This window comes from Paenibacillus sp. MCAF9, from assembly GCF_052114265.1.
Lineage (GTDB): Bacteria > Bacillota > Bacilli > Paenibacillales > Paenibacillaceae > Pristimantibacillus.
On record NZ_JBFREL010000011.1, the window covers coordinates 21,574 to 45,716 of the forward strand.

General features: G+C 42.6%; 15 protein-coding genes. 12 read left to right on the top strand and 3 right to left on the bottom strand.

Going from position 1 to position 24,143, the window contains the following annotated elements; translation table 11 throughout:
* Positions 1-74 precede the first annotated feature (74 nt).
* The gene (locus tag AB4Z45_RS18325) at positions 75-980 is read right to left on the bottom strand and encodes a DMT family transporter (protein ID WP_441910675.1); all 906 of its coding nucleotides are present in this window, start codon (positions 978-980) and stop codon (positions 75-77) included.
* A 151-nt stretch (positions 981-1,131) separates the two neighbouring features.
* Here AB4Z45_RS18325 and AB4Z45_RS18330 point away from each other — a divergent pair, with 151 nt between their 5' ends.
* Both AB4Z45_RS18330 and AB4Z45_RS18335 read left to right on the top strand, forming a co-directional pair.
* Positions 1,132-2,544, top strand: a complete 1,413-nt coding sequence (locus tag AB4Z45_RS18330; RefSeq protein ID WP_441910677.1) for an aminotransferase-like domain-containing protein — start codon at positions 1,132-1,134, stop codon at positions 2,542-2,544.
* 87 nt (positions 2,545-2,631) lie between these two features.
* Positions 2,632-4,950: a glycoside hydrolase gene (locus tag AB4Z45_RS18335; RefSeq protein WP_441910679.1), complete on the top strand. Its 2,319-nt coding sequence runs from the start codon at positions 2,632-2,634 to the stop codon at positions 4,948-4,950.
* 14 nt (positions 4,951-4,964) lie between these two features.
* Here AB4Z45_RS18335 and AB4Z45_RS18340 read toward each other — a convergent pair whose 3' ends face one another.
* Positions 4,965-5,690: a hypothetical protein gene (locus AB4Z45_RS18340; protein ID WP_441910680.1), complete on the bottom strand. Its 726-nt coding sequence runs from the start codon at positions 5,688-5,690 to the stop codon at positions 4,965-4,967.
* 143 nt (positions 5,691-5,833) lie between these two features.
* On the bottom strand, positions 5,834-7,981 hold the full coding sequence (locus AB4Z45_RS18345) for a heavy metal translocating P-type ATPase (RefSeq protein WP_441910681.1): 2,148 nt from the start codon (positions 7,979-7,981) through the stop codon (positions 5,834-5,836).
* A 249-nt stretch (positions 7,982-8,230) separates the two neighbouring features.
* Here AB4Z45_RS18345 and AB4Z45_RS18350 point away from each other — a divergent pair, with 249 nt between their 5' ends.
* The 10 genes from AB4Z45_RS18350 to AB4Z45_RS18395 all read left to right on the top strand — a co-directional run bounded on the left by AB4Z45_RS18350 (position 8,231) and on the right by AB4Z45_RS18395 (position 23,833).
* Positions 8,231-9,250 (top strand): response regulator transcription factor, encoded by a 1,020-nt coding sequence (locus AB4Z45_RS18350; RefSeq protein WP_441910684.1) that lies wholly within the window; start codon positions 8,231-8,233, stop codon positions 9,248-9,250.
* A complete protein-coding gene (locus tag AB4Z45_RS18355) occupies positions 9,251-11,044 on the top strand; it encodes a cache domain-containing sensor histidine kinase (RefSeq protein ID WP_441910685.1) in 1,794 nt (597 codons plus the stop codon).
* Between the two features lie 129 nt (positions 11,045-11,173).
* Positions 11,174-12,094 (top strand): ABC transporter permease, encoded by a 921-nt coding sequence (locus tag AB4Z45_RS18360; protein ID WP_441910831.1) that lies wholly within the window; start codon positions 11,174-11,176, stop codon positions 12,092-12,094.
* 13 nt (positions 12,095-12,107) lie between these two features.
* The gene (locus AB4Z45_RS18365) at positions 12,108-12,977 is read left to right on the top strand and encodes a carbohydrate ABC transporter permease (protein WP_441910687.1); all 870 of its coding nucleotides are present in this window, start codon (positions 12,108-12,110) and stop codon (positions 12,975-12,977) included.
* A gap of 117 nt (positions 12,978-13,094) precedes the next feature.
* The gene (locus AB4Z45_RS18370; protein WP_441910689.1) at positions 13,095-14,699 is read left to right on the top strand and encodes a hypothetical protein; all 1,605 of its coding nucleotides are present in this window, start codon (positions 13,095-13,097) and stop codon (positions 14,697-14,699) included.
* 28 nt (positions 14,700-14,727) lie between these two features.
* Positions 14,728-15,807 carry a glycoside hydrolase family 88 protein gene (locus AB4Z45_RS18375; protein WP_441910691.1) on the top strand — a complete coding sequence of 360 codons (1,080 nt, stop codon included), beginning with the start codon at positions 14,728-14,730 and terminating at the stop codon, positions 15,805-15,807.
* 193 nt (positions 15,808-16,000) lie between these two features.
* Positions 16,001-18,193 (top strand): family 2 glycosyl transferase, encoded by a 2,193-nt coding sequence (locus AB4Z45_RS18380; RefSeq protein WP_441910693.1) that lies wholly within the window; start codon positions 16,001-16,003, stop codon positions 18,191-18,193.
* A gap of 25 nt (positions 18,194-18,218) precedes the next feature.
* A complete protein-coding gene (locus AB4Z45_RS18385) occupies positions 18,219-21,320 on the top strand; it encodes a hypothetical protein (protein WP_441910694.1) in 3,102 nt (1,033 codons plus the stop codon).
* Positions 21,317-22,366 carry a HEAT repeat domain-containing protein gene (locus tag AB4Z45_RS18390; protein ID WP_441910696.1) on the top strand — a complete coding sequence of 350 codons (1,050 nt, stop codon included), beginning with the start codon at positions 21,317-21,319 and terminating at the stop codon, positions 22,364-22,366. Before AB4Z45_RS18385 ends, AB4Z45_RS18390 begins: the two co-directional genes overlap by 4 nt.
* Positions 22,367-22,402: 36 nt before the next feature.
* Positions 22,403-23,833 (top strand): glycosyltransferase family 2 protein, encoded by a 1,431-nt coding sequence (locus tag AB4Z45_RS18395; RefSeq protein ID WP_441910698.1) that lies wholly within the window; start codon positions 22,403-22,405, stop codon positions 23,831-23,833.
* The last annotated feature ends 310 nt before the right edge of the window (positions 23,834-24,143 follow it).

Here is a 24,143-nt window from a genome sequence, read left to right on the forward strand (position 1 = left end):
TTACTAAAAATTAGAGGCAGCCAATAAGTTCAATGAACTTATTGGCTGCCTTTTTTAATCTTTTAATCACTCTACTACCTCAATCTTCGCTTTGCGATTAACTGGCTGAGTGCACCTGCGTTTACAAGGACGGTTCCACCAACAATTGTAATGATACCAAGCAGTGTAATCCATGAGATTGTCTCATCATAAAAGAGTACGCCGACTCCTACAGCAATCGGAGGAGAGATATAGAGCCATGTAGATGGGAAAACGGGATTCGTCTTTGCGACGAGCCAGTAGAACAAGGTGTGCCCAACCATGGAACCAATCACAATCAGATAAATTAATGAGCCTGCCGTCTGAAATGATGCAAAGGATTCAAGTTGCACCTCTTCGGTGAACAAAGATAAAATGAACATCATCGCTCCGCCAACCATCATTTGTGCCGCGTTCATGGCTATCGGTGAAACATCGGACATGCGGTTGATTACTTTTTTGGAATATAGCGCTCCTATTGCATAGCAGCATTCTCCTATCAGTATGGCCCCGCAGCCGACAAGCCACAAGGGTGAGACATCCACCGAAAGATTGGGCAAAACTAACAGCAGTACGCCGATGCAGCCAATAATGCAGCCGTATAGCGAGTGTTTGGGAGATTTTTGCCGAAGAATAGCCGTTTGCAGCAACAAAATCATGATGGGTCCCGTAGCCGATAACACAGCCGCGAGTCCAGAAGATACATATTGCTCTGCCCAGTACAGAGTAGAAAAGGTTCCAAACGTCAGCGTAGCCCCAGTAAACAGCATCTCTTTACGCAGCAGCAGGGAGAAGCTAGTCTTGTGTTTCCAAACCATCCAAAGAAACAGAATAGCGCCAGCCAGAAAAAAGCGAAGCCCTGCCGAGAAGAATGGGGGAGCACCGGCGTCTACTCCGATTTTAATAGCCAGAAAGGTTGTGCCAAATATAAGACATACGAGCGCATAAGCCAAAAAAATCATGTTCATTTCCCCTTTAGATGTCGGTTCGAAATTGTATTTTGTTAATCATATAGGGAGTAAGGCAGAACAGATTGTATGGAACAGAACAGAAGGATAAATATATCGTGTACAATAATGGAAATAGGTAGCCGCGAAGAGGTGTTATGAACAGATGAAAAAAGTGACGGGAGCGAAGCAAGCCCAACCGTTATTCCGGCAGGTGTATGATTATATCTTGAACCGTGTAGAGCGTGGGGAATGGATCGCCCATCAAAAATTACCGTCGATACGCTTGCTTGCTGAAGAAATCGATGTGCACCGGCTGACGGTATTTAAAGCCTATAGATTGCTAGCTGAGGACGGTAAAGTGTATGTAAAAGACAAATCGGGCTATTACGTATCGGAGAACGATACTCTTTCTGAAGGGTTGGAAGAGAGCGCCGTCGTTACCTCTTATGCAGTGAATAACTCGTTATCTGATATTCATCGAATTCCAGCTAAGTATCAGTTCTCTCAAGCACTGATTGATCCTAATTTGCTGCCGAATTTGTTCTTATCGGACTATGTGAAAAAAGTGTTTGATCTCTATCCTAAGGTTATGGGGACTTATGCCAATGTGCAGGGGGATGAAGAGCTTCGCGAGTCGCTGAGCAAGCATTTCAGAGAGCATCATCGATTGCAGCTGTCACCTAAGGAATTGTTAATCACATCAGGTGCGCAGCAGGCCATAAATTTGATTGCTCAGATAATGCTTGGGCCGATGGATGCGGTGTTGATTGAGCGACCGACCTACGGCGTAGCGATGGATATTTTTCGCAGGCAAGGCGCGCGGCTTATTCCTATTGCGATCACACCGGAAGGTTATGACTTGGCAGAAGTAGAAGTCTTGATGCGCAAGCATAAGCCGCGTATGTTCTATATGAATCCAACCCACCAAAATCCGACCGGTTATACTGTTCCAGCTTGGCAGCGCAAATTGCTGGTGGAATTGGCAGAGCGTTACCGCTGCCTTATCGTGGAGGATGATCCGTTCCGAGATATGTATTTTGTTGAGCCGCCCCCGCTTCCCTTATTCGCTTATGACACGGAGGGCTGGGTCATCTATATTAGCAGCTTCAGCAAATATATTGCGCCCGGTCTGCGGATTTGTGCTGCAGCCTGCCGCTATCCATTCATGGAGCAGTTAATCAAAGCCAAGGCGCTTGCGGATAACGGGACTCCGCAGCTTAATCAGAAAATATTTTTGCATTATTTCGCCTCACCGAGGCTGCAGCAGCATGTGGAAAAGCTTCGGATTGCGCTGCAGGTTCATAAAGAGATTATGGAAGAGGAGCTTGCCATAGCAGGCTGGGAATGGACGGCACCACAGGGCGGGCTTAATTTATGGGTTGAACTTCCAAGCGATATATCAGGAGAAGCTCTTCTTAAAAAAAGCAGAGAGCAATCCATTTCCTTCGTTCCCGGAGAAATATTTGATCCGCTCGGCGAGCTGAAATCGTGGATCCGGCTTAGTTATTCTTTTGCGAGTGAGGCATTATTGCGGGAAGGAATGCAGCGCTTAACGGCTTTATCGCAGACTTTATGATTGAAAGAAATATTTAGTTGCTTGAACATATTTTTTGTAACATTGGCGTAACACCCCTGATGTAGTCTGATTCAGGAGGTGCGAGACATGAAAAAAATAATAGCCATCATCATGCTGGCTGCAATCACAGCAAGTGTTCTTGCGGGGTGCAAGGACGAAAATAATACGCGAGGAGGAGAAGTAAATGCACAAATAGAAGATGTGGATTTTAGCTTTAACGTAGATCCAGAAACCTTCGCGCTTGAGGTCGTGTCGGGTGGAATGACTGAAAAAGCATCGGAACCAATGGACAAAATGAAAGTTTCAAATGTAAAAAACAGCGGAGACCAGATTAGCTGGACCTATCCAGAGAAACAAATGGACGTTGAAATTGAAAAAAAAGCGAAATATGTGGATGTAACGATCAAATCCAGCAAGGCGGAGGAAAATAGCTTTGCATGGCCAATCGTAACGGGTGATGGGTATATGCTTCCATTAAACCAAGGAAAGTATATTCCAAGCGATGATCAGACGTGGAAAGAGTATTTGAGCGAACAAGAAATGAAGGTCATTGAGTCTTTTTCGATGCCATTTTTTGCAGCTGATAAAAGCGAATACTCGTTGATGTACATTATTAAAAACGCATATAACAATGAAATTGTTTTTAATACCGATAACGCTATCCAGTTTACTTTTCATCATGATTTTCCAGTGATTAATAAACAAAAGGAATATGGATTTAGAATTTATGTAACGAAAAAAAATCCAACAGCTGTCGCAAAGACATATAAAGATTATTTGATTGAACAGGGTGAATTCAAAAGCTTGGCGGATAAGGCTAAAGAAAATAGCAATATCGAAAAGCTTTACGGAGCGCCGCATGCTTATTTTTGGGACAGAACGGTTATTTCAGAAGAAAATATACAATGGGCAAAGCTGAGGAGCAATCTTCCCGAAAAACTGAGATTATGGATTCAGGAGCTATTAAAAACTAAAGTGGAAGATGGAGCAGAGCTTTCATCCGCTTTTGACGATTTAAATCGTTTAGACTATGTAGACAAATACACGATAAACAGAATCGTAAAAAGTTTAAGTGCGGTCATGCAGCTAAAAGAATTTTATGATTCCAAAATATTTACTGACTTAGATGAAGAAACTCAGCGATTATTAAGCAGCGGTATAGAAAATTTGAACGCTGTTGAATTGATTGATCTGAATAAACGATTGTTAAAAAGCGTGCTTGGTGCTGCAGTTGATCCCATTGAGAAGTGGGCAGATGCCAATACGATTGATGTCATAAAGGATATGAAGCAGTCTGGGCTCGACAATATGTGGATTGGTTTGGATGATTGGCAGGAAGGGTTTATTAAACCTGCGTTTGTCAAAGAGGCAGAAAGTCTTGGTTATTTAATTGGCACCTATGACTCGTATCATTCAATCCATGAACCAGGAAAAGAGAAATGGACGACGGCTAAGTTTAAGGATACTTCCCTTTACGAGCATGCAACGGTAACCGATAAGGACGGGAAAAAAATTGTAGGGTTCCAAGGAGAAGGCAGAAAGCTCAACCCAACGCTTGCCTTGCCTAGTGTAGAAGAAAGAGTAACATCGATTTTCAATACAGGTTTAGCTTTTAACTCATGGTTTCTTGATACGGATGGTACTGGAGAAATCTTCGATGACTATTCGCCTGAGCATGTCACTACGGAAGAAGAAGATATACAGGCTAGAATAAAGCGAATGGCGTATTTGCAAAAAGAATGGAAGCTGGTCGTTGGAACAGAGGGCGGCAACGATTTTGCTAACCAAACGGTTGCTTTTGCGCATGGAATAGAGACGCCATCATTCTCATGGATGGATAAGGATATGAGCACAAATAAAGAAAGCGAATATTATGTAGGAAGATATTATTCGAGCAACGGCGGAGTTCCCGAACTATTTGCTAAGCAAATACCGTTAAAGGACAAGTACAAGAAGCTGTTTTTGGATACTAGCTACACGATCCCATTGTACAAGTTAGTTTACAACAATTCAGTGATCACGACTTATTGGTGGGGCTGGGGAACTTTAAAAATAGAAAATGAAATTTCGAATCGAATGCTGTATGAAATTCTTTATAATGTGCCTCCGTTATATCATCTAGATAAACACGAGTGGGAAAAATATAAAGAAACCATAGTGAATCATTCTAAGGTATGGTCAAGCTTTAGTAAAAAAGCGATAAAGGAAGAAATGACGGATTATAAAGTTCTAACAGAGGACAAACTCGTTCAGATGACGGAATATGGTAAAGCGTTGAAAGTAGTGGCTAACTTCTCGGAAGCTTCTTTTAACTTTCAAGGCGAGGTCATACCAGCGAAATCAGCGCTAATCCTTGATGGAAATGATAAAACGATCTACACACCGAAAGAGCCCACAATGAAATAAAAAAGTAAGGGGCTCTAATTTTTAGCTTTATTTATAGAGATTTCAACGATTTTTGTTTTCTTTTCAGTTGAAGTATACCAGTGTTTCACTGCTTCATAATCTGATGATGCTAAATCAGCCGACTCGATCATAAACCGATCTTTCTCAATCCATTGATAGTCGAGTATAGGCCAGATTGGAGTAGACATGTATTCGTTCGTTAACGCTGTAGATTCAAAAGGTATTTTTTCCATAGTTAATAAATCAACAGCAATCAGCGTATGACGAACAATTTCTCCGCCTTCACTATAACCGTATCGTAACAGCAGCTCTGTTTTATCTGGAGATAGTTGATAGTCTTGAAAAATGCCGTCACCCAAAGCGAGACTTGTAATTGTGGAGTTGCTTTCCTTCACTAAAATGGTTGAACATTGCTTATTTCCACAACTGTATTTTAACAATATGAAATGTTCTTGAGTGGAGAGAGTGAGCGCTTCGGATTGGGTCCGTTCGATTTCGGTCTTGCTATCCTCTTGCGATTGTAAATATTGCTTATACGGAGGAATATCGTTAATCTTTAGCTTTAAGTTTTTTCCATTTTCGTCCTTGACTATGAGTGTATCAGATGAATTCTCGGATGGTTTCTGTTCAATGGAAATGGACTTTTTTAATGGATCAGCTTGAAGGCTTTTTATGATAAATAACACAGCTGTTGCAATTATCAAAAGAATAAGAAGAGGTAGCAGTACTTTTTTTCTCATCTCGTTTTGTCTCCATTTTAATTAATAATGAACTACAATTCTAAACGTAGATTATTGTTTGTTTGTTGCAGGCTATTGTGATGTATACCATTCTCAATTACGCATAATCATGGTCAAACAAGTAAAAAGCCGTTAGCACAAAGCTAACGGCTCTTATTTGTTCTCAGACGCTTCTTTCTTTCAATTAATATGGTCAAGCTGACAAGCGTAACAAATATAGTCGCTCCCATATCGGAGAGAATCGCAATCCATAAGGTGAGCCAGCCGGGAATGGTAAGCAATAATGCGATTATTTTCAGTCCGAGCGAGACGCAAATGTTAAAGCGAATGACGCGATTGACCTTTTTGGCAATGGAAACGGCTTCTGGCAGCTTGCCCAAGTGATCCTGCATGAGGACGATATCGGCTGTTTCGATCGCACTGTCTGTTCCTTTGCCCATGGCAATGCCGAGCTGCGCAGAGGCTAGAGCAGGAGCGTCATTAATGCCGTCACCAATCATCGCGACATGGTGGCTTGCTGAAAGCTCTTTAATCTTCTTCACTTTATCTTCCGGCAGAAGATTGCCATAAAACTCGGATACTCCGACGGCGGAAGCGACTTTCTCCGCTGTCTTCTGATGATCCCCGGTAAGCATAATGGTACGCTTAATTCCCAGCTTGTGTAAGGATGCGATTACAGATCGGCTTTCCTCGCGAATTTCGTCTGAAATGCCAAACATACCGAGTACTTGCTGATCGTCTGCCACCAATACAAGAGTAAGGCCGTCATTTTTTAATTGTTCAATGCGATTTTGGACAGAATCCGGAATCGTAATATGCTCGATGCTTTTTTCATTTCCAAGCCAGTATGCAAGGCCATTAACCTTCGCTTTAATTCCCCGGCCTGATATCGTTTGAATTTCATCCGGTTCTGGTATTGTCATATTTCTGCTTGCTATTTCCTTCATAATCGCTTTCGCAAGCGGGTGGGAGGATGATTTCTCGATTGCTCCAGCTGCTTGGAAAAAACGTTCTTCATCATACGCTTCCAATTTGGCAACATGCGGTTCGCCTTTTGTTAACGTGCCTGTTTTGTCAAAAGCAAGCGTGTCGATCTTGCCAAGCTGCTCTAGAAATACGCCGCCTTTGACGAGTACGCCGTTCCGTGCATTTCTTGTAATGCCCGATACAATAGCAATTGGCGAAGAAAGAATTAAGGCGCAAGGGCAGCCTACAATTAATACGGATAAACCTTGATAAAGCCATGTAATCCAGTCTCCCTGAAAGAGGAGCGGAGGAATAAGGGCAACAAGCGCAGCAACAATCATAATGAGCGGCGTATAATATTTAGCGAATTTATTAATGAAAAGCTCCGTTGGCGTTTTGGTCTCCTGTGCTTCTTGAACGAGATGAAGAATTTTTGCCAAGGAGGAATCCTTGTATGCTTTATCTATTCGAACGAGAAGCAGCCCTTCATTGTTAATGCTTCCGCCGTAAACGGGTTCTCCAGCGTCCTTCTCAACCGGCAGTGATTCACCTGTGATTGCCGCTTCATTCACTGAGCTTTTTCCTTCAGAGACGATGCCGTCCGAAGGGATTTTTTCGCCTGGCTTAATTTTTACAAGATCGCCGATTTGAAGAGATGCAATCGGAACGATAATCTCTTGGCTATTTTCTACTTTTAAAGCTTCCTTAGGCGCAACTTGAAATAAAGCTTCCATGGAGCGGCGCGCCTTTTCCATGCCATAACCTTCAAGCAGCTCATTCAGTCCAAACAAGATGGCAACGAGAGTAGCTTCCTTCCATTCACCAATGGATACAGCTCCGATTAACGCAATCGTCATTAAGGTATCGATATTAAACTTCATTTTAATTAAATTTTTAAGTCCGCGGAAAAATGTGGTGTAGCCGCTAATAATCGTTGCGGTCAAATATAATAGAATGACAGCTTGTTTGTCGAGCACACCATCAAGGAATAATGCGGCAACATAGATGATGCCCGATACGATGAGCAATTTGAGCATATTTGAATGGCCTTCGGAATGACTGTGATCGTGATCATGATCATGTCCAGCATGACTATGAGAACTATGATCGTGTCCCTTATTCGCTTCCGAGCTTGCTTCGATATAGGCATTGTCTGATTTTAAAATTTTCTTAACTGCAGCCATGGAAATTTGCGGATCAACCGTTAATTTTCCTGAGTTGTAGCTGAGCTTTGCATCCGAGCCATGCTCCAATTGTTTAATCTCTTCCTCCATTCGGAGGGTACAGCCACCACAAGAGAGTCCCTTTATTCGATACTCATTCATAAGACATCCTTCTTCCAGTTGAATATATGAATACTTGTTCATATAATATGCAATTCCAACATTTATGTCAAACGTATTTTCTCCATTCCGCTATAAATTCATGTAAACACCATTCGGTTTGTTAGAAACTGTACACATCTGAACGCCATAAATTCAAGTAGACAAGGAATGGTAATTCCAATAGTATGAAACCAACGTTGTTATCATAAAGGCAAGCTGCTAGCCAGTATTTCAATCGGAGGAATGAATATGCATATATTGATCGTGGACGATGAAATGATCATTCGTAATGGCTTAAAAAATATGATGCTGTCGTACAGCAAGCCATTTACAAGCATCCGTACAGCTGAGAATGGGGAGCAGGCTTTAGCTTTCATTGCTGAGTATCCCCCCAATATCATCATTACGGATATTCGGATGCCAAGGATGGATGGACTGCAACTTTGCAAGCGCATTCATGAGATCTATCCCTTTATTAGAGTTGTTGTTATTTCCGGTTTTGCGGAGTTTGAATATGCGAAACAATGTATGGCGTACGGTGTGAAGGAGTATATGCTCAAGCCCGTTGTGAAAAAGGACATTCATGAAATGCTGGATAAATTATTGCCTGCTATGGAAAAAGGTGTCGTTGCGCCAACGCACTCGAAGAAATGGCTCGATGAGATGACGGAGCATATTTGGCAGCTGCGGTTGCCCGATTTGGATAAATGTTTGGATGATTGGCTTAGCTATTGCGGAGAAAGAACAGATCATCCACAGCAGTTAAATGAGCTATTGGAGGATTCCTTTCAAGCGGTATTGGATCGATTGCAGGACAAAGGTCATCAATACACGGGGATTGCTGCCGCTGCTATAGAGAAAAATGCTTTAACTGATGGAAAGCAAAGCTTTCGCGACAAAATCCACTCTGTAACGGATGAGCTTGCTTTGCGCAGAGGCGGCTTTAAGGATTTAATGACAGAGGTCAGAGCTTATATCGAGAAGAACATTGCGAAGGAAGTAACGCTAGAAGAGGTTGCCAATCTGGTTGGCCTGACGCCTAACTATTTTAGTTTGTACTTTAAAAAAACGACAGGGGTCACCTTCGTGAACTACCGAATGACCAAACGAATAGAAGCAGCGGAGCAGCTGCTCGCGCAGCCTCATTACCGAATTGTCGATGTCGCGCATGAGATCGGCTACGAGGACTATTCTCATTTTGCAAAAACCTTCCGGAAAGTGAAGGGCATCACACCAACCGAATTTCGCAGCAAGCTGGGGATTAAATAAATGATGAAGCGGCGAAAGGGACTATTTTTCCGGTTGTATATGTATTTCATCATCGTCATCCTTGTACCTTTATTTGTTCTAGGTGTGTACACCTACTATGGAGCGACAGAGAGGCTTCGCGATCAGGCGGAGGCGAACATGGCACAGGTCGTCAACATTACGTCGCACCATTTGGAACAATATATTCGGAGTTATGAGAACTCAACGTTGTCGCTGCTTACTAATTTGGATATTAAAGAATATTTGGATGTAGCGCCGGAGCTCAATTATGAAAATTATTTTTACTCATCGAGAATCAAGACGTATGCGTTTGAACCGATATTGATACGTCACCCTGAGGTGCTCGCTTTGTACGTCGTTGGAAAGGACGGACGCTCTGTCGGCGTGAATAATAATGCATCCCTCGACTTTACAAGCCCCTCTGCCAAAAAATATGTGGAAAATCTATTCTCAGACATTCCAGATAATGGCCAAATCGTCATTTTGAACGATAGCATCAGCTCCGTGCAGAAAGGCCAATCTATCACGCTTGCCCGTAAAGTAAGAGGACTTCGGTCGATGGATTATAAAGGTGTTCTCGCCATTGAGATCAAGAGCACGGAGTTATCTACGCTTTGGAAAGGCATCGATTTAGGTCCCCAAGGCTTATTTCATATTGAGGATCGGCAGGGGGAAGTCGTTTACCATACCGATTCAAGCAAAATTGGCCAAAAGCTGTCCTCTCAAGCGAAGCGTGAACTGCCAGAAGGAAAGGCTGTATCCWTCATAAGCAAGGAAGCCGGAGAAGAGAGATTTATAATTGCCCGCCATTCCAGCTATACGAATTGGGATTTGCAAATATCGATTCCGATGAAGGATTTGCGCCAACCAATCATTGGCATTCGAACGAACATTATATGGATCGGCTCAGTAACATTGATATTAGGGCTGCTGATTGCTTATCGGTTCAGCTACTCAATAACGACGCCTATTCAAAAGCTTAGACGCGGCATGAAGCAAGCAGAGAAAGGGGACTGGACCCGTATTCCGTTAAATGGAAAGCAGGATGAGGTGGACGAGCTGGTTGTAAGCTACAATTCTATGGTCAATAAATTATCGGACCTGATTGAGCAGGTGTATACAGCGGAAAGCACCAAACGTGAAGCGGAGCTTGAGCGCCAGAAAGCAGAACTGCAAGCGCTACAGCTGCAAATAAACCCTCATTTTTTGTACAACACGCTGGAGACGATTGTTTGTTTCCCTGCTGTACAGGATTCGGATGAGGTTTCGGAAATTGTGAAAAATATGGCTTATATGCTGCGCTATGCTGTCCAAACGAGTTTGGAGGAAATTACGGTCGTCAACGAGCTGAAGCATGTGTTGAATTACATGGCGATTCTGAAGCATCGGTTCGGCAAGGAGTTCGAGATCGATGTGGAAATTCCGCCAGATTATTTGCTGAAGAAGATGGTCAGGCTTACCCTTCAGCCCATCATCGAAAATGTGTTTCAGCATGCTTTTTTTGAAGGCATCGAGGACAAGCATCGGATCGAAATACGGACGGAAGAGACGGAGAGCTTTTTTGTAGTGTCGGTTAAAGATAATGGCTCTGGTATGAGCGAATCTACCCTGCTGCAGCTTCGAAGCCGCTTGGAGACGAAGAAGCTGACCGAAGTGAAGGAAGGCAAGGGAGGAATCGGCGTCCTGAATGTCCACCGCCGCATTCAGCTCGTATTTGGCGACGCTTATGGATTAGAGATAGAGAGTGAATTAGCAGTCGGAACGGTCATTCGAATGATCATGCCTAAATCGTAAAAAAAACCATACCGACAAAGATGGCGCCATCGTAGAGCCCTGTGCCATAGTGTACGATTGTCGTACAAACTATGTAAGGAGTTGACTCCGATGGCTAAAAGCAATATTTCACAATCTGAGCCCGGCCTCATGCTGTTTCGGACTGGAAAGGAGCGGTGGGCTTATTTAAATAAGTATAAAGCGTTATATTTTCTATCCATCCCAGGTATTCTTTATTTCTTATTATTTAAGTATGTACCGCTTTTTGGTTCGGTGATGGCCTTTCAAGACTACAATATTTTCAAAGGTTATTTGGGAAGCGCATGGGTAGGGTTTGACCATTTTCAGCGCATGTTTCAGTATCCTGACTTTTTGCGCATTTTGAAAAACACGCTCATTCTCGCATTTTACAGCTTAGGCTTTTCGTTTCCGATTCCAATAATTCTTGCTTTGCTGCTAAATGAGATTCGCAAGATGTTCTTTAAGCGGACGCTGCAGACGATCATTTACATGCCTCATTTTCTATCGTGGGTCGTTATCGGCGGCATCGCCATTGAGATTCTATCGCCGCGAAGCGGGTTTGTAAACAATATCATTACGATGATCGGCTTCAATCCGATTTACTTCATGGGGGAAGAGTCGTATATTCGAACGATCTTGGTTTCCTCTGGCATATGGAGAGACGCCGGCTGGGGAACGATCATTTATTTGGCAGCGCTAACAAGCATTAATCCGGATTTGTACGAGGCTTCAGAAATGGATGGAGCGACGCGCTGGAGACAGACATTGTCGATCACTTTGCCCGCGCTTATGCCGACCATTACCATTTTGTTTTTGCTGCAGATCGGCCATTTCATGGATTTTGGATTTGAAAGGGTTTCGGTATTTCTGAACACGCTTAACGCTGGTAAAGGTGAAATTTTGGACACTTATATTTATACAGTGGGCCTTCTCGAAAGACAATATAGCTACACGACAGCCATCGGTCTATTTAAATCCGTGGTCGGACTTGTCTTAATTATGACAGGCAACACACTCAGCAAGAAGATGACTGGTGAAGGTTTATATTAAGGAGGAGACCCCCATGGTAAAAATAAGCACCGGACAGCGGTGGTTTAACGTGTTCAATTATATTTTTCTTATCGTACTTGGCTTAAGCATGATTTTGCCAATCATACATGTCGTAGCGCAATCGCTCAGCAGCAATGCAGCAATCAACACGGGCAAAGTTTATTTATGGCCGGTAGAGCCAACGCTGACCAACTTTAAGGCGGTTATTGGGGAAAAGCTCATTTGGCGGTCGTTTGGCATTAGCGTGTACATTACAGTTGTAGGGACACTGATTAATTTGGTGATGACGGCAACACTGGCTTATCCATTGTCGCGTGCCGAATATGTATACCGCAAGCCTGTATTAATTATGGTTCTTCTGACGTTAATTTTCACTGCACCGCTTATTCCGAACTATTTGCTCGTAAAAGAGCTGGGCCTTCATGACACGTTATGGTCATTGATGCTGCCTGGAGCAATAAGCGCTTTTAATTTGTTTGTTATGCGCTCTTTCTTTATGGGGCTTCCAACAGAGCTGATTGATTCATCACGAATCGACGGCTGTGGCGAGATGCGGATTTTATGGAACATTATTTTGCCGCTGTCAAAGCCCGTTATGGCGACGCTCGGTATTTTCTATGCGGTATCGCACTGGAACAGCTATGCGAATGCGCTCTATTATATCAACGATAGACTGTTGTACCCGCTCCAAGTAAGGCTGCGCGAATTTATTATTACGGACAGCTCCTCCATTTCTGCGCCAGCCGAGGATGCCTTACTGTCTTCACCGGAAGGCATCAAAATGGCTGTCGTTGTTATTGCAACCATCCCGATTATGATGGTATATCCGTTCCTGCAAAAGCATTTTACGAAAGGAATGATGGTCGGATCTGTAAAATCATAGGCAGCGTAAAAAAAACCATTGCACCATAAGTTAACACATATTAACGATTTTTCGAGCGTGATAAGCTTTGTCTATGAAAATGAAAGCGTTATAAATTTGATGAGAGGGGATCTGTTTATGAAAAAAAGAATGCTTAGCTTATTGTGTGTTATTCTCCTTACGGGTCTGCTCACAGCTTGTTCGGAGTCAAACAACAAAGTAGAATCGACAACTAGCCCAGCACCTGACAAAGAAACAGATGTGACGGATAAGCCAGCAGAGCCTACGAAATTTTCGATCGCAAGAGGCACGTTAGCTTTGAAAGCGGTGGAATCGGTAGAAGACATTAATAAAGACAAGTGGGTTCTGGAGCTGGAGAAGCGGACAAACACCGATATGAATATCCAGCTGCTTCCGCATAAGGATTTTAAACAAAAGATTTCACTTATGTTCGCAGGCGGTGAATTGCCGGACGTGCTGACTGCCTATCAGTCTATGACGCCGGCAAGCAAAGATATGAAAGGCGCAGTAGAAGCTGGACTGTTCATGCCGCTTGATGATCTTCTCAAATCACATGGGCAAAACTTGCTTACTGCTATTCCGAAAGAAGCTTGGGATGAAGTAACCTATCAAGGAAAAATTTACTCCATTCCGCAATACTTAAGCGTGCAATCGCGCCGTGCAACATTTGTACGTGCCGACCTTCTTGAGAAAGCTGGAATTGGGGCGCCAAAAACGATTGATGAGCTGCTGCCTATGCTTCGTGAATTTAAGAAGCTCGGTATTGAACAGCCTTTTGGATTCCGTGAAAACTTCAAATATGCCGACTTCATTTTGGGAGCGTACGATGTGCTTCCTTACAGCACGATGTATGAGAAACAAGGCGACCAAATCGTTCCGAAGTTTTTTGATTCAGAGAACATGATGAAGGCGCTGGAAATGTATAAAGCGATGTACGACGAAGGCTTGATGGCCAAAGATTTTGCAACGATTACAGGTGCGATGTGGACGAAAAGCCGCGACGCTGGAAATCTAGGCATTTACAATGCCAATGCGAATCAACTCGGCATTTACCAAGGGGAACTGACGAAGACCGTTCCTGACGGAAAGCTTGAGATGATCGCTTCACCGACTGGTCCAGACGGCAAAGGCGGTATGATGCTTTACAACAAGACGCTTGAACAATCGTATTTGAACGCGAAGATGGATCAAGCAAAAGCAGAAGCCATTGTCAGCTATTTTGACTACATGGTTAGTGCAGATGCGAATACGTTCTTTACCTTCGGCAATGAGGGTGAGACGTATACGAAAGAAGGCGACAAAGTAAACTACACGGTTCCTGCTGACGAAGAGCAGCGCTATTCTGAACAACGTCGTGACTGGTTATGGCTGGTTAAAGACGGGGCCTTCAATAAGGATAGACTTCCGCTGGAAACGAAGGGCGCAGAAATGATGAATGGTTTTGAGAAGCTGCTGCCTAACGAGGGACGTGCCGGCGTATTCTTTGATCCCGACCTTGACAGCTATACACAATTCCCGGACTTGGCTCCAAAGTTTGACGAGCCGTCTAAGTTCATCCTTGATCACATGGTCAAAATGATTTATGGCAAAGAAAATATTGCGGATTGGCCAAAGGTTATTGAAGAGTGGAAAACAAGCGGCGGCAATGAAATTATAAAAGAAGCTACAGATCGTTTTAACAGTAAATCAGGCGTTGTTGTAGGTCCAGATGCCAATGCTTGAATCTTATGATTTTACAAAGGTGTTTGCAATGATCGTGCAAAAAGGAGAGAGCATGCTTCAGCAGATCGGTGATAAATCACCGCATGCTGCAAAGGCCGACGGCATTTATGACGATATGAGGCATGATTGGTGGACTTCGGGCTTTTGGCCCGGCATGCTGTGGATTTTGTACGATATGACGGGAAAGGAAGCATATAAGAACGCGGCCTGGGGCTGGGACGAGAAGCTGGAAGCTAAAATGATGCAGGAAAACAATTTTCATCATGACGTAGGTTTTCAGTTTTTACCGACAGCCATCATTAAACATAAGCTGACTGGCGATGCCGATGGGCTGCGCCGCGGTTTGTTCGCGGCTAATTTCTTAGCAGGCAGATTCAATATGGCTGGTCGATTTCTGCGGGCTTGGAACCAAGACAAGGTTGGCTGGTCCATCGTTGATTCATCTATGAATTTATCTTTGTTGTTTTGGGCAGCCGAAACGACCAATGATCCACGCTTTAAGCATATCGCAAGGGCGCATGCCGACACGGTTGTAGAGCATTTCATTCGCGCGGATGGGTCGGTTAAGCATATTGTGAGCTTTGATCCGGAAACAGGCGAGTTACTCTGTGCAATCGGCGGGCAAGGTGCGGGACCGGATTCCGCTTGGAGCCGCGGAGCAGCATGGGCTCTTTACGGTATGGCAAATTCTTATCGCTATACGGGCGATGAAAAATATTTGCGTGCCTCGCAGCGAGTAGCGAACTTTTTTATAGCGAACTTGCCTTCTGATCACGTACCGCACTGGGATTTCAGGGCTTCGGAGCATAGGGCAGAGGAACCAAGAGACAGCTCAGCTGGCGCTTGTGCAGCATCCGGCCTCTTGGATCTCGCTTCGATGCTGCCAGTTGCGGAGGGGAAGGTTTACCGTGATGCAGCTGAACGTATGCTTATATCCCTTCATGAGAATTATGCTGCATGGGATCTGCCGAATCATGAGGCAATTTTGCTTCAAGCAACGGGAAATCGTCCATCGGGTACGAATGTGAATGTTTCGTTAATCTATGGCGATTACTATTTTGTAGAGGCAGTCGCCAAGCTAAACGGTTGGAAAAATCATATCTTTTAAGCAGCAGTGATTTGAGAGGCTGCTCATGAGTTCAATGAACTTATGGGCAGCCTCTTTTTCATGAAATTTTATGATCGAATTGAGAATGATTGGATTTCAAGCCTTTTAAATTTTTAATTGGATATATTTGAGGTATACCGCCGAATAGACAGTGAAACAAATCTATACTTATAATGTTTTCGGGGGGCTGAAAATGAAAATTTCGCGTAAGAACTATATGTACGGTTCAATTATTATCATTATTTTAATTGTTATAGCCTATTCAAGCTTATTTATTTTGAAAAATAAAATAAATGCAACAGATCATAACAACCCCACATCACCAATGGCATCGGAGTATGTAAGCAAGGTGGATGGAAACTCTTTTTATGTATTGGAAAATGGACAATGGACGAAAACATTTATTAAAGGTGTGAACCTTGGAGCTGGAAAGCCAGGCGCTTTTCCCGGCGAGGTTGCCATTACATACGATGAATACTATAGATGGCTTGGCTATATTTCAGATATGAATGCAAATACGATCAGAGTGTACACGATACAAAGGCCGCAGTTTTATAATGCCTTATTTGATTTTAATCAAAATGCAGTGAAAAATGGCAAGAAGCCTATTTATGTGTTTCATGGCGTTTGGGTTAATGAGAGCGATATAGCAACAATCGATGATGCTTTTGGCAGCAATGACAAGATTCTAAATGATATGAATGTTACGGTTAAAGATACGATTAATATTTTGCATGGCAATCATTATTTGCCAGTAAATAAAGGCCATGCGGACGGCAATTATACCTCGGATGTTTCGAAGTATGTCATCGGATGGATTGTTGGTATTGAATGGGAGCCTTCGCTTGTCGTCAGCACGAATGAAAATAACGCAAAGCGCAGCCATTATGATGGCAAATACCTTTATACCGTAGGCGCATCTCCGTTTGAGGCCTTTCTCACTGAAGTAGGAGATAAGTTGATTGATTATGAAATGACAACCTATAACATGCAAAGCCCGGTTGCCTTTTCCAATTGGGTAACGACAGATCCGCTAAAACATCCTAACGAGCCTTATAAAAATGAAGACCTTGTAGAAGTAAACGTCGAGCATGTTAAATGGCATGACAGCTATAAAGCCGGCATGTTTGCCTCTTATCATGTTTACCCCTATTACCCCGATACGTTTAGTTATCAGACCGATTATATTCACTTTAAAGATGCCGAGGGAAAACCCAATCCTTATTTGGCTTATTTAGAGGAAATTAAGAAGTTCCATTCCATGCCTGTTCTGATTTCGGAATTTGGCATTCCAGCCTCACGCGGCAAGGCGCATGAAAATAAAATTACAGGTTTTAATCAGGGCTTTATAGATGAACGTACGCAAGGCGATATGCTGATGAAAATGATGAAGGATATTCACGCTGCTAATTTAGCAGGGGGATTGGTTTTTTCGTGGCAGGATGAATGGTTTAAGCGAACGTGGAACAACAATGATTTGGATTTGCCTGATTCAAGGCCATACTGGCTTAATGCTCAAACGAATGAGCAGCATTTTGGTTTATTAGCGCTTGATCCTGGCAACGAAAAAAGCATCCGTTATATCGATGGTTCGTTCGATGATTGGGCAAATGATACTCCCCTGTACGCTGACGATCATACCAAGCTATACGTAAAAAGTGATGAGGGATATGTCTATCTCATGATTGATGCTGAAGACTACGATTTTAATAAGGACACGTTAATCATACCGATCGATACGATAAAGGAACAAGGGAACACAAGCTTTTCACAGCTCGGCACCACATTTAGCAAGGATGCAGACTTTGCAGTGAAAATTCATGGTCCAACGGACTCGCATGTGTTAGTAGATGCCTATTACGATAACTACTATTTTAGATATGCGGTTCAAACGAGCCTCATCGACAAGAACCCAGCCTTTCATCATAAGAACACGGGTATTTTTAACCCCATTAGGCTTAGTTTAAATAAAAGCTACGTAGTTCCGCAGCTGAACAAGGTCGTTCCTTTTGCAGGATATGAGACGGGGCTGCTCCAATACGGAATAGGCAATCCGGATAACCCTGATTTTAATTCATTAAGTGATTTTTATTATAAAGATGGAAAAGTGGAAATGAGAATTCCGTGGCAGCTGCTGAATGTGATGGACCCATCTCATAAATATGTCATTGATGATATGTTTGCTCGTGGAAAAATATCAAAGCTGAAGGTAGATGGAATAAGCTTTGGCATACAGCATATCAAGACGGGCAGCACGCCGGAAACGACGCAGCAGCCTATAGCAATGGAGGAATATAGCTGGAAGGAATGGGAGCAGCCGACATTTCATGAACGATTAAAGCCTTCCTATTACATTTTGCAAAAAGGATTTCAAGCGATGAATTAATTCATATATAAAATGAGGAATACAAATGAAAAAAAGAAATATGAAAGCTCGCTATATCATTTTAATAGCTTTATTCATTGGTTTATTGATTCCTTTCATCGTTTGGCTGCTTACACCAAGCAAAAACCTTGATGTCGTTGTCATTAATAAAACCTTTCCAACTCAAGCATCTGAAACGAGCGGCATAAGAGAGCTGGATTACAGCAAGCAGCGCGGGTTGTTTTGGATCATGGATCATCTGCGCATAAATAACCCCGTAACGAATAAAGCTTATGACGCCAAGAAGGATTATTATGGGAATTTCCTCGCTGATGGGAAATTAACGGCTGTTCCTTTTGATAAACGAGCTAATGTGCCAGATCTGATCTATATTTCGGATGCGTACGGCACAGGCAATTCAAAGGTGAATGGTGTGGAACCAAAAGGGGTTTCAGGCCTGACGATTGATGAGGTTAGTTTAATAGCTACCAGCTATGCTAAAGGGACAACGGTTATTGGCGAATACAATATTGCAGGCGAGCCTACTGCGCCAAACGTATCCAAGGAGCTTGAAGCTATTTTTAACGTCGGCTTTAAGGGGTGGGCAGGCAAGTTTTTCTCGGAATTATCGTCGGCAGAAGATGTACCGAATTGGATAAGAGCAACCTATGAGCAGCAATACGGGAAAAAGTGGAGCTTAACGGGAGCGGGAATCGTTATTGCGGGCAACAATAGAATCATCATATTGGAGCGCGGCAAAGACTTTACAGGACAATCGATCAGCCTGTTCATGACTGAGGATCAAGCTGGCAGCTATCATACGGACACGATTGATTACTATAACTGGTTTGAAATCATTGAGCCAGCAGACGATAAGTCGGTAATCGCATGGTATGACTTAAACGCTACGGAAGCAGGCCAGGAGCAATTGAAGGTTTTAGGGCTGAATACTAGATTTCCAGCAGTTATTGCAAATAAATCCGGCAAGAAGAGCTCCTATTATTTTGCGGGTGATTTTAGTGATTATAAGGAGCCGGAGAAGATTAAACGGTTTTGGGGTGCTTCTACGCTATACAAAATATTCAGTGTAAACAGCGAAGGGGATCATTCGTATTTTTATTGGCATTTTTATGTGCCTCTTATGTCCAAGCTGTTGAAGGAAACAAAGCCACTAGATGAAAGCATTACATTCCAGGCGAAAGCAGAGGCAGCTTCAAATGGTACACAGCTCGTATCCAAAATAGTCGACAATGCATTTTCCGTTTATGAAAACGGAGCTTGGAAGAGCATGTTCGTAAAAGGGATGAATATTGGCACTGCAATACCAGGTATACCTGAAGGAAGCTTCCCGGAGGATACGGCTATTTATTCAGAGTGGCTTGAGAAGATTGGTCTAATGAACGCCAATACGATACGAGTATACACGTTGATGCCTTCAGGCTTTTATCGAGCGCTTGATATTTACAATACGAATCATCAAGATAAACCGCTGTATTTGCTTCAAAATATATCGGCGAGCAGTGAGCCGCCATCAGGCGACTTGCTGAATCAAGAGTACAATGCAGCCTACAAACAAGCGATTCAAGATACCATAAACGCGGTTCATGGGAATGCCAAGTTAAAAACCAAAGATGGGATGAACTCCGAGCTGTACATGAATGATGTGTCAGGCTATATCCTTGGTTTTTTAGTTGACCCAGGCTTAACCCCTCAAAAGGTAAAGGCCACGGATCAAGCACATTCCTCTTACAACTATAGTGGGGACTATGTTTCATCAAGCGTAGACGCAACGCCTACCGAGTCGTGGCTTGCTTCCCTATCGGATCGTATCTTTCAATATGAGCAAATTAATTACAACATGCAGCATCCAGCAGCGATTACCAGCATTCCAGAGCTAGACATTCTCGAACATGCTGCATCAAATCCAGAGACGCTCGATGACGCGGTTTCAGTGGATATTAATCATATTGTTATTTCTAGCAAAGTGATCAGTGGATTTTTTGGCGCGTACAATGTCTTTCCCGATCATCCGGCATTTATAGCTGGGGAAACGAAGGAAGCAAAACCTGACTATGCAGCTTATAAGCAGTATTTGGAACGTTTTATGAGCACTCAAAAAAAGTATCCGGTACTTATTAGCGAATTTGGATTGTCTACAAGCCTAGGTTCATCGCAAATATCCGCTTCTGGCCATAAGGACGGTCAGAACAGCGAGGCTGAGCAAGGAGAAGGCATCGTTGCGATGATGAAAATCATAAAGGACAGCGGCAGTATGGGCGGGCTTGTTTATGAATGGGCGGATCAATGGGGAAAAAGCAGCCGGTTTACCTCTTCCCTGATGATCCCTTATGAGCATGGAAGCCTCTGGCACAACGTCATTGATCCTGCTCAGCGATACGGTATTTTAGCGATAGAATCACCTACGCCGACAGAGTATGCAATGACCTTGCGGGGAACAGATCCTCTGCGCACCATTTCTTATGCTGCTAACGAATCTTATTTCTATATAACAGCCGAATTCAGTGAACTGCCGAAGTTTAATCAGAAGAACATTATGATCTATTTGGACACCGTTGACAGAAAAAATGGCGAATATATGCTGGCTCCTGACGTGAATGAAAACTGGTCTGGTGCAGAGTTTAATGTCAGCATTCAAAATGCGAAGCAAGCCGAATTACTCGTAATCCCGCAATATAATGCGAGCAAAGGCAGTTATTACACTTCCGTATCGTCTAACGGCATTTATGAGAAAATGATGCGGGATGGATCAACCTTGAATGCAGGCAGCTTTGACAACAGCAGCAGCCATTTTTATTTTGAGGGCAAGACGCTGTATCTTAGAATTCCATGGGCGAGCTTGAACTTTACTGATCCGTCCAGCTTGCTCGTATTAGATGATGAGAAGAAACAAGGGGCAATCGAGAACATAAGAGACGGCGTTGCTGTCCGAATGACGGATGGCATAGTCGCTTCACTCGTTATTATGGATAAAAAAACGCATAAGGTCGATTATCAGTTTCCCGAAAGCGTTACGTCATCCGGCTACCGAACCTTTACATGGAATACATGGACGAAACCCGAATACGTATCTCGCAATAAGAAAAGCTACGACATGCTTAAACAACTTTTTGCGCAGGAGGATATATGACAAAAGAAGCATTATATTTGCTGCTCATTTCATCAGCGTTATTTTCATTTTTTTTCATATCGATTATCGTCATTTGGTTTTTTCGTTACTTTAGCGAGTCCGCGACTAGCCAATTGAAGAAGCAGCTGGAAGAAGTATTCACATCCTACTTTTACACTGAAAATAAAAATAAACGAACGATCGTGCAAAAACTGAATAAAATCGTCGGAAAAAGTGCTAGAAAAAAAGAGCTGTTCATTAATATCGTCATTAATCACGATGCTGATTTTATCCATACCCATCATGAACAGTTGATGAACATATATGAATTAACAGGTACGAAAGCTTTTCTGCTCAAAAGACTGCAATCAAACAGCGTTCATATTCAGTCCTTAGCCTGTCGGCATCTAGGGGAATTGCAGCTCAGAGATACAACGGCATCTATCCTTACGCTTATTTCAAGCAAAAATAATGATGTGATTTATAATATGATGCTGGCTCTTGCGAAGCTTGGTGATTTGGAGGGGCTAGTTCATGTTCTAACCTATGACTCCCAAAATATGAACTTGTCTCATAGAGCTATTATTGAAATTATTTCTGCTTTTGACGGCTCAAAGGAAGAGCTGTTCCGACAAACAATTGATAGAAGTGATGACTATATGAAGGGCATTCTAATAAAAGCGGTTGCTGATTACAGTATTGAAGGCTTAAGCGAGCATTATATTAAATATTTGAATAGTGAGGATAAGAACCTTAGAATCGCATCGATAAGAGCGCTGAGCGAGCTGAATAATCCAGATTATGAAGCTTCTATGCTAACCAAGCTTGATGATCATGATTGGGAGGTTAGAGCAGCTGCTGCTAAGGGCCTTGAGAAGATTGGGACTAAAAATAGTTTAGCGGATTTAGGGAAAACAACAGGCGACAGTGTGTGGTGGGTAAGACATCATGCCGCCAGTGCACTTGTTCTCATTCCTGGAGGCATTGCTTACGCTTCAAGGATCATCGATGGAGACGATAAATTTGCTCGGGATGCCGTGATTAGTGTGATCGAAATGACTTCCTAATGACAACTTAGAAAAACGAGGATGGTTTTCAACAACATGTATATTCTCAGAATGTTTATTATTTATTTCAGCGAGTTTTGTATGCTGTATACGATTGGAATAAACATCTTTTATAATGGGCAAATGCTGATCGCTTCGTTAGATATGTTTAGTTATTTACGAAAAATGAAAGCTTCGGATTATAAAAGATACATCGATTCGAAAAATATGATTCCGATTTCTATCATTGTCCCTGCGTACAACGAAGAGAAAACGATAGTTGATAATATTAAATCGCTGCTAGCTCTAAATTATTTTGAGTATGAGATTATTATTGTAAATGACGGCTCCACCGATTTCACAAAAGAAAAGATCATAAACGAGTTCAATTTAAAAAAGGTAAACCAGCCCATTATGCAAAGCTTGCCTACGAATGAAGTAGCTGGCATTTACCGAAGCAATCAATACGAGCAATTAATATTTGTAGATAAAATAAACGGCGGCAAAGCGGACGCCCTTAATGCGGGCATTAATGTGTCTGTCTATCCTATTTTTGCATGCATCGATGCCGATTCCATCTTAGAAAATGATGCCCTTATCAAGCTCACGATGTTATTTGTGGAGAATCCTGAAACGATTGCTGTTGGAGGGATCGTCAGAATTGCCAACGGCTCGATCATTAAAGACGGCAAGCTTATGGAGATGAATATTCCGAAAAGCAATATGGCGAAATTTCAGATTATTGAATATTTCCGAGCTTTCCTGACTGGCCGTACGAGCTTCAGCAAGCTTAATTCCATACTCATTATTTCCGGTGCATTTGGTGCGTTTAATAAGAGGGTCGTTATTGAGTGCGGCGGGTACAAAGTGAATACGATCGGTGAAGATATGGATATTATTGTTAGACTTCATAAGGCGATGAAAGACCAGAAGAGGAAATACAAAATACAATTTCTAGCGGACCCGATTTGCTGGACTCAAGCTCCAGAAACAATGAAGGATCTAAGAAGCCAGCGGAGAAGATGGCAAATTGGTCTTTTTGATACGCTGATAAGCTATAGGAGAATGCTCTTTAATCCGAAATACGGCAAGATTGGCATGGTGACACTGCCTTACTATTGGATATTCGAATTAATTGGGCCAATTGTTGAGGCACTCGGCTATATCTTTATCCCACTTGCCTATTTATTTGGCTTGCTTGCATTTGACAGCTTTATTACTTTTTTTGTTATCGCGTTTTTACTCGGCACTACCTTATCAATGGGCAGCATCTTACTCGAGCAAATTACATTTCGCAAATACAGCTCGCTTAAAGAAACTTTGCTGCTTGTGCTGTTCGGTGTGTTGGAAAACCTAGGTTATCGTCAGCTTACTGTTCTGTTCCGTGTTGAAGGAATTTTTAATTTTAGAAGAGGCCGTCATTCATGGGGAGCAATGAACAGAAAGAAATTTGTTTCAAGCAAAGAGAAAAAAGATAACGATAAGTGATGCTGAAATAGCAATAGAAGAGTAGCTGCGTGCAGATGCGGATGCTCTTTTTTTTGCAATGGAACGATAGGAAATACTCTAAATAGGCAACCGCAATATGAAAAAGGATCAATTGGCTTAGAATCAATGAAAACGCATACATGTCATTCTTGAATAGACCACTCTCTGAGGGGGCTTGGGCTTGTATTCGGGGCGAAAATCGATTGGTAAATCTTGCGGTTGCCGATAAATAGGCGATTTATCAACAAAAATGACACATTTGAGAAGTTATCTGAATAGTCGCAGTAGTTCGCGAATTGATGTTTCCTCA

Bases quoted from the DNA above. Each gene is read 5' to 3' on its own strand.
- AB4Z45_RS18325 (WP_441910675.1), bottom strand. From the start codon at position 980: ATGATTTTTTTGGCTTATGCGCTCGTATGTCTTATATTTGGCACAACC.
- AB4Z45_RS18330 (WP_441910677.1), top strand. From the start codon at position 1,132: ATGAAAAAAGTGACGGGAGCGAAGCAAGCCCAACCGTTATTCCGGCAG.
- AB4Z45_RS18335 (WP_441910679.1), top strand. From the start codon at position 2,632: ATGAAAAAAATAATAGCCATCATCATGCTGGCTGCAATCACAGCAAGT.
- AB4Z45_RS18340 (WP_441910680.1), bottom strand. From the start codon at position 5,690: ATGAGAAAAAAAGTACTGCTACCTCTTCTTATTCTTTTGATAATTGCA.
- AB4Z45_RS18345 (WP_441910681.1), bottom strand. From the start codon at position 7,981: ATGAATGAGTATCGAATAAAGGGACTCTCTTGTGGTGGCTGTACCCTC.
- AB4Z45_RS18350 (WP_441910684.1), top strand. From the start codon at position 8,231: ATGCATATATTGATCGTGGACGATGAAATGATCATTCGTAATGGCTTA.
- AB4Z45_RS18360 (WP_441910831.1), top strand. From the start codon at position 11,174: ATGCTGTTTCGGACTGGAAAGGAGCGGTGGGCTTATTTAAATAAGTAT.
- AB4Z45_RS18365 (WP_441910687.1), top strand. From the start codon at position 12,108: ATGGTAAAAATAAGCACCGGACAGCGGTGGTTTAACGTGTTCAATTAT.
- AB4Z45_RS18370 (WP_441910689.1), top strand. From the start codon at position 13,095: ATGAAAAAAAGAATGCTTAGCTTATTGTGTGTTATTCTCCTTACGGGT.
- AB4Z45_RS18375 (WP_441910691.1), top strand. From the start codon at position 14,728: ATGATCGTGCAAAAAGGAGAGAGCATGCTTCAGCAGATCGGTGATAAA.
- AB4Z45_RS18380 (WP_441910693.1), top strand. From the start codon at position 16,001: ATGAAAATTTCGCGTAAGAACTATATGTACGGTTCAATTATTATCATT.
- AB4Z45_RS18385 (WP_441910694.1), top strand. From the start codon at position 18,219: ATGAAAAAAAGAAATATGAAAGCTCGCTATATCATTTTAATAGCTTTA.
- AB4Z45_RS18390 (WP_441910696.1), top strand. From the start codon at position 21,317: ATGACAAAAGAAGCATTATATTTGCTGCTCATTTCATCAGCGTTATTT.
- AB4Z45_RS18395 (WP_441910698.1), top strand. From the start codon at position 22,403: ATGTATATTCTCAGAATGTTTATTATTTATTTCAGCGAGTTTTGTATG.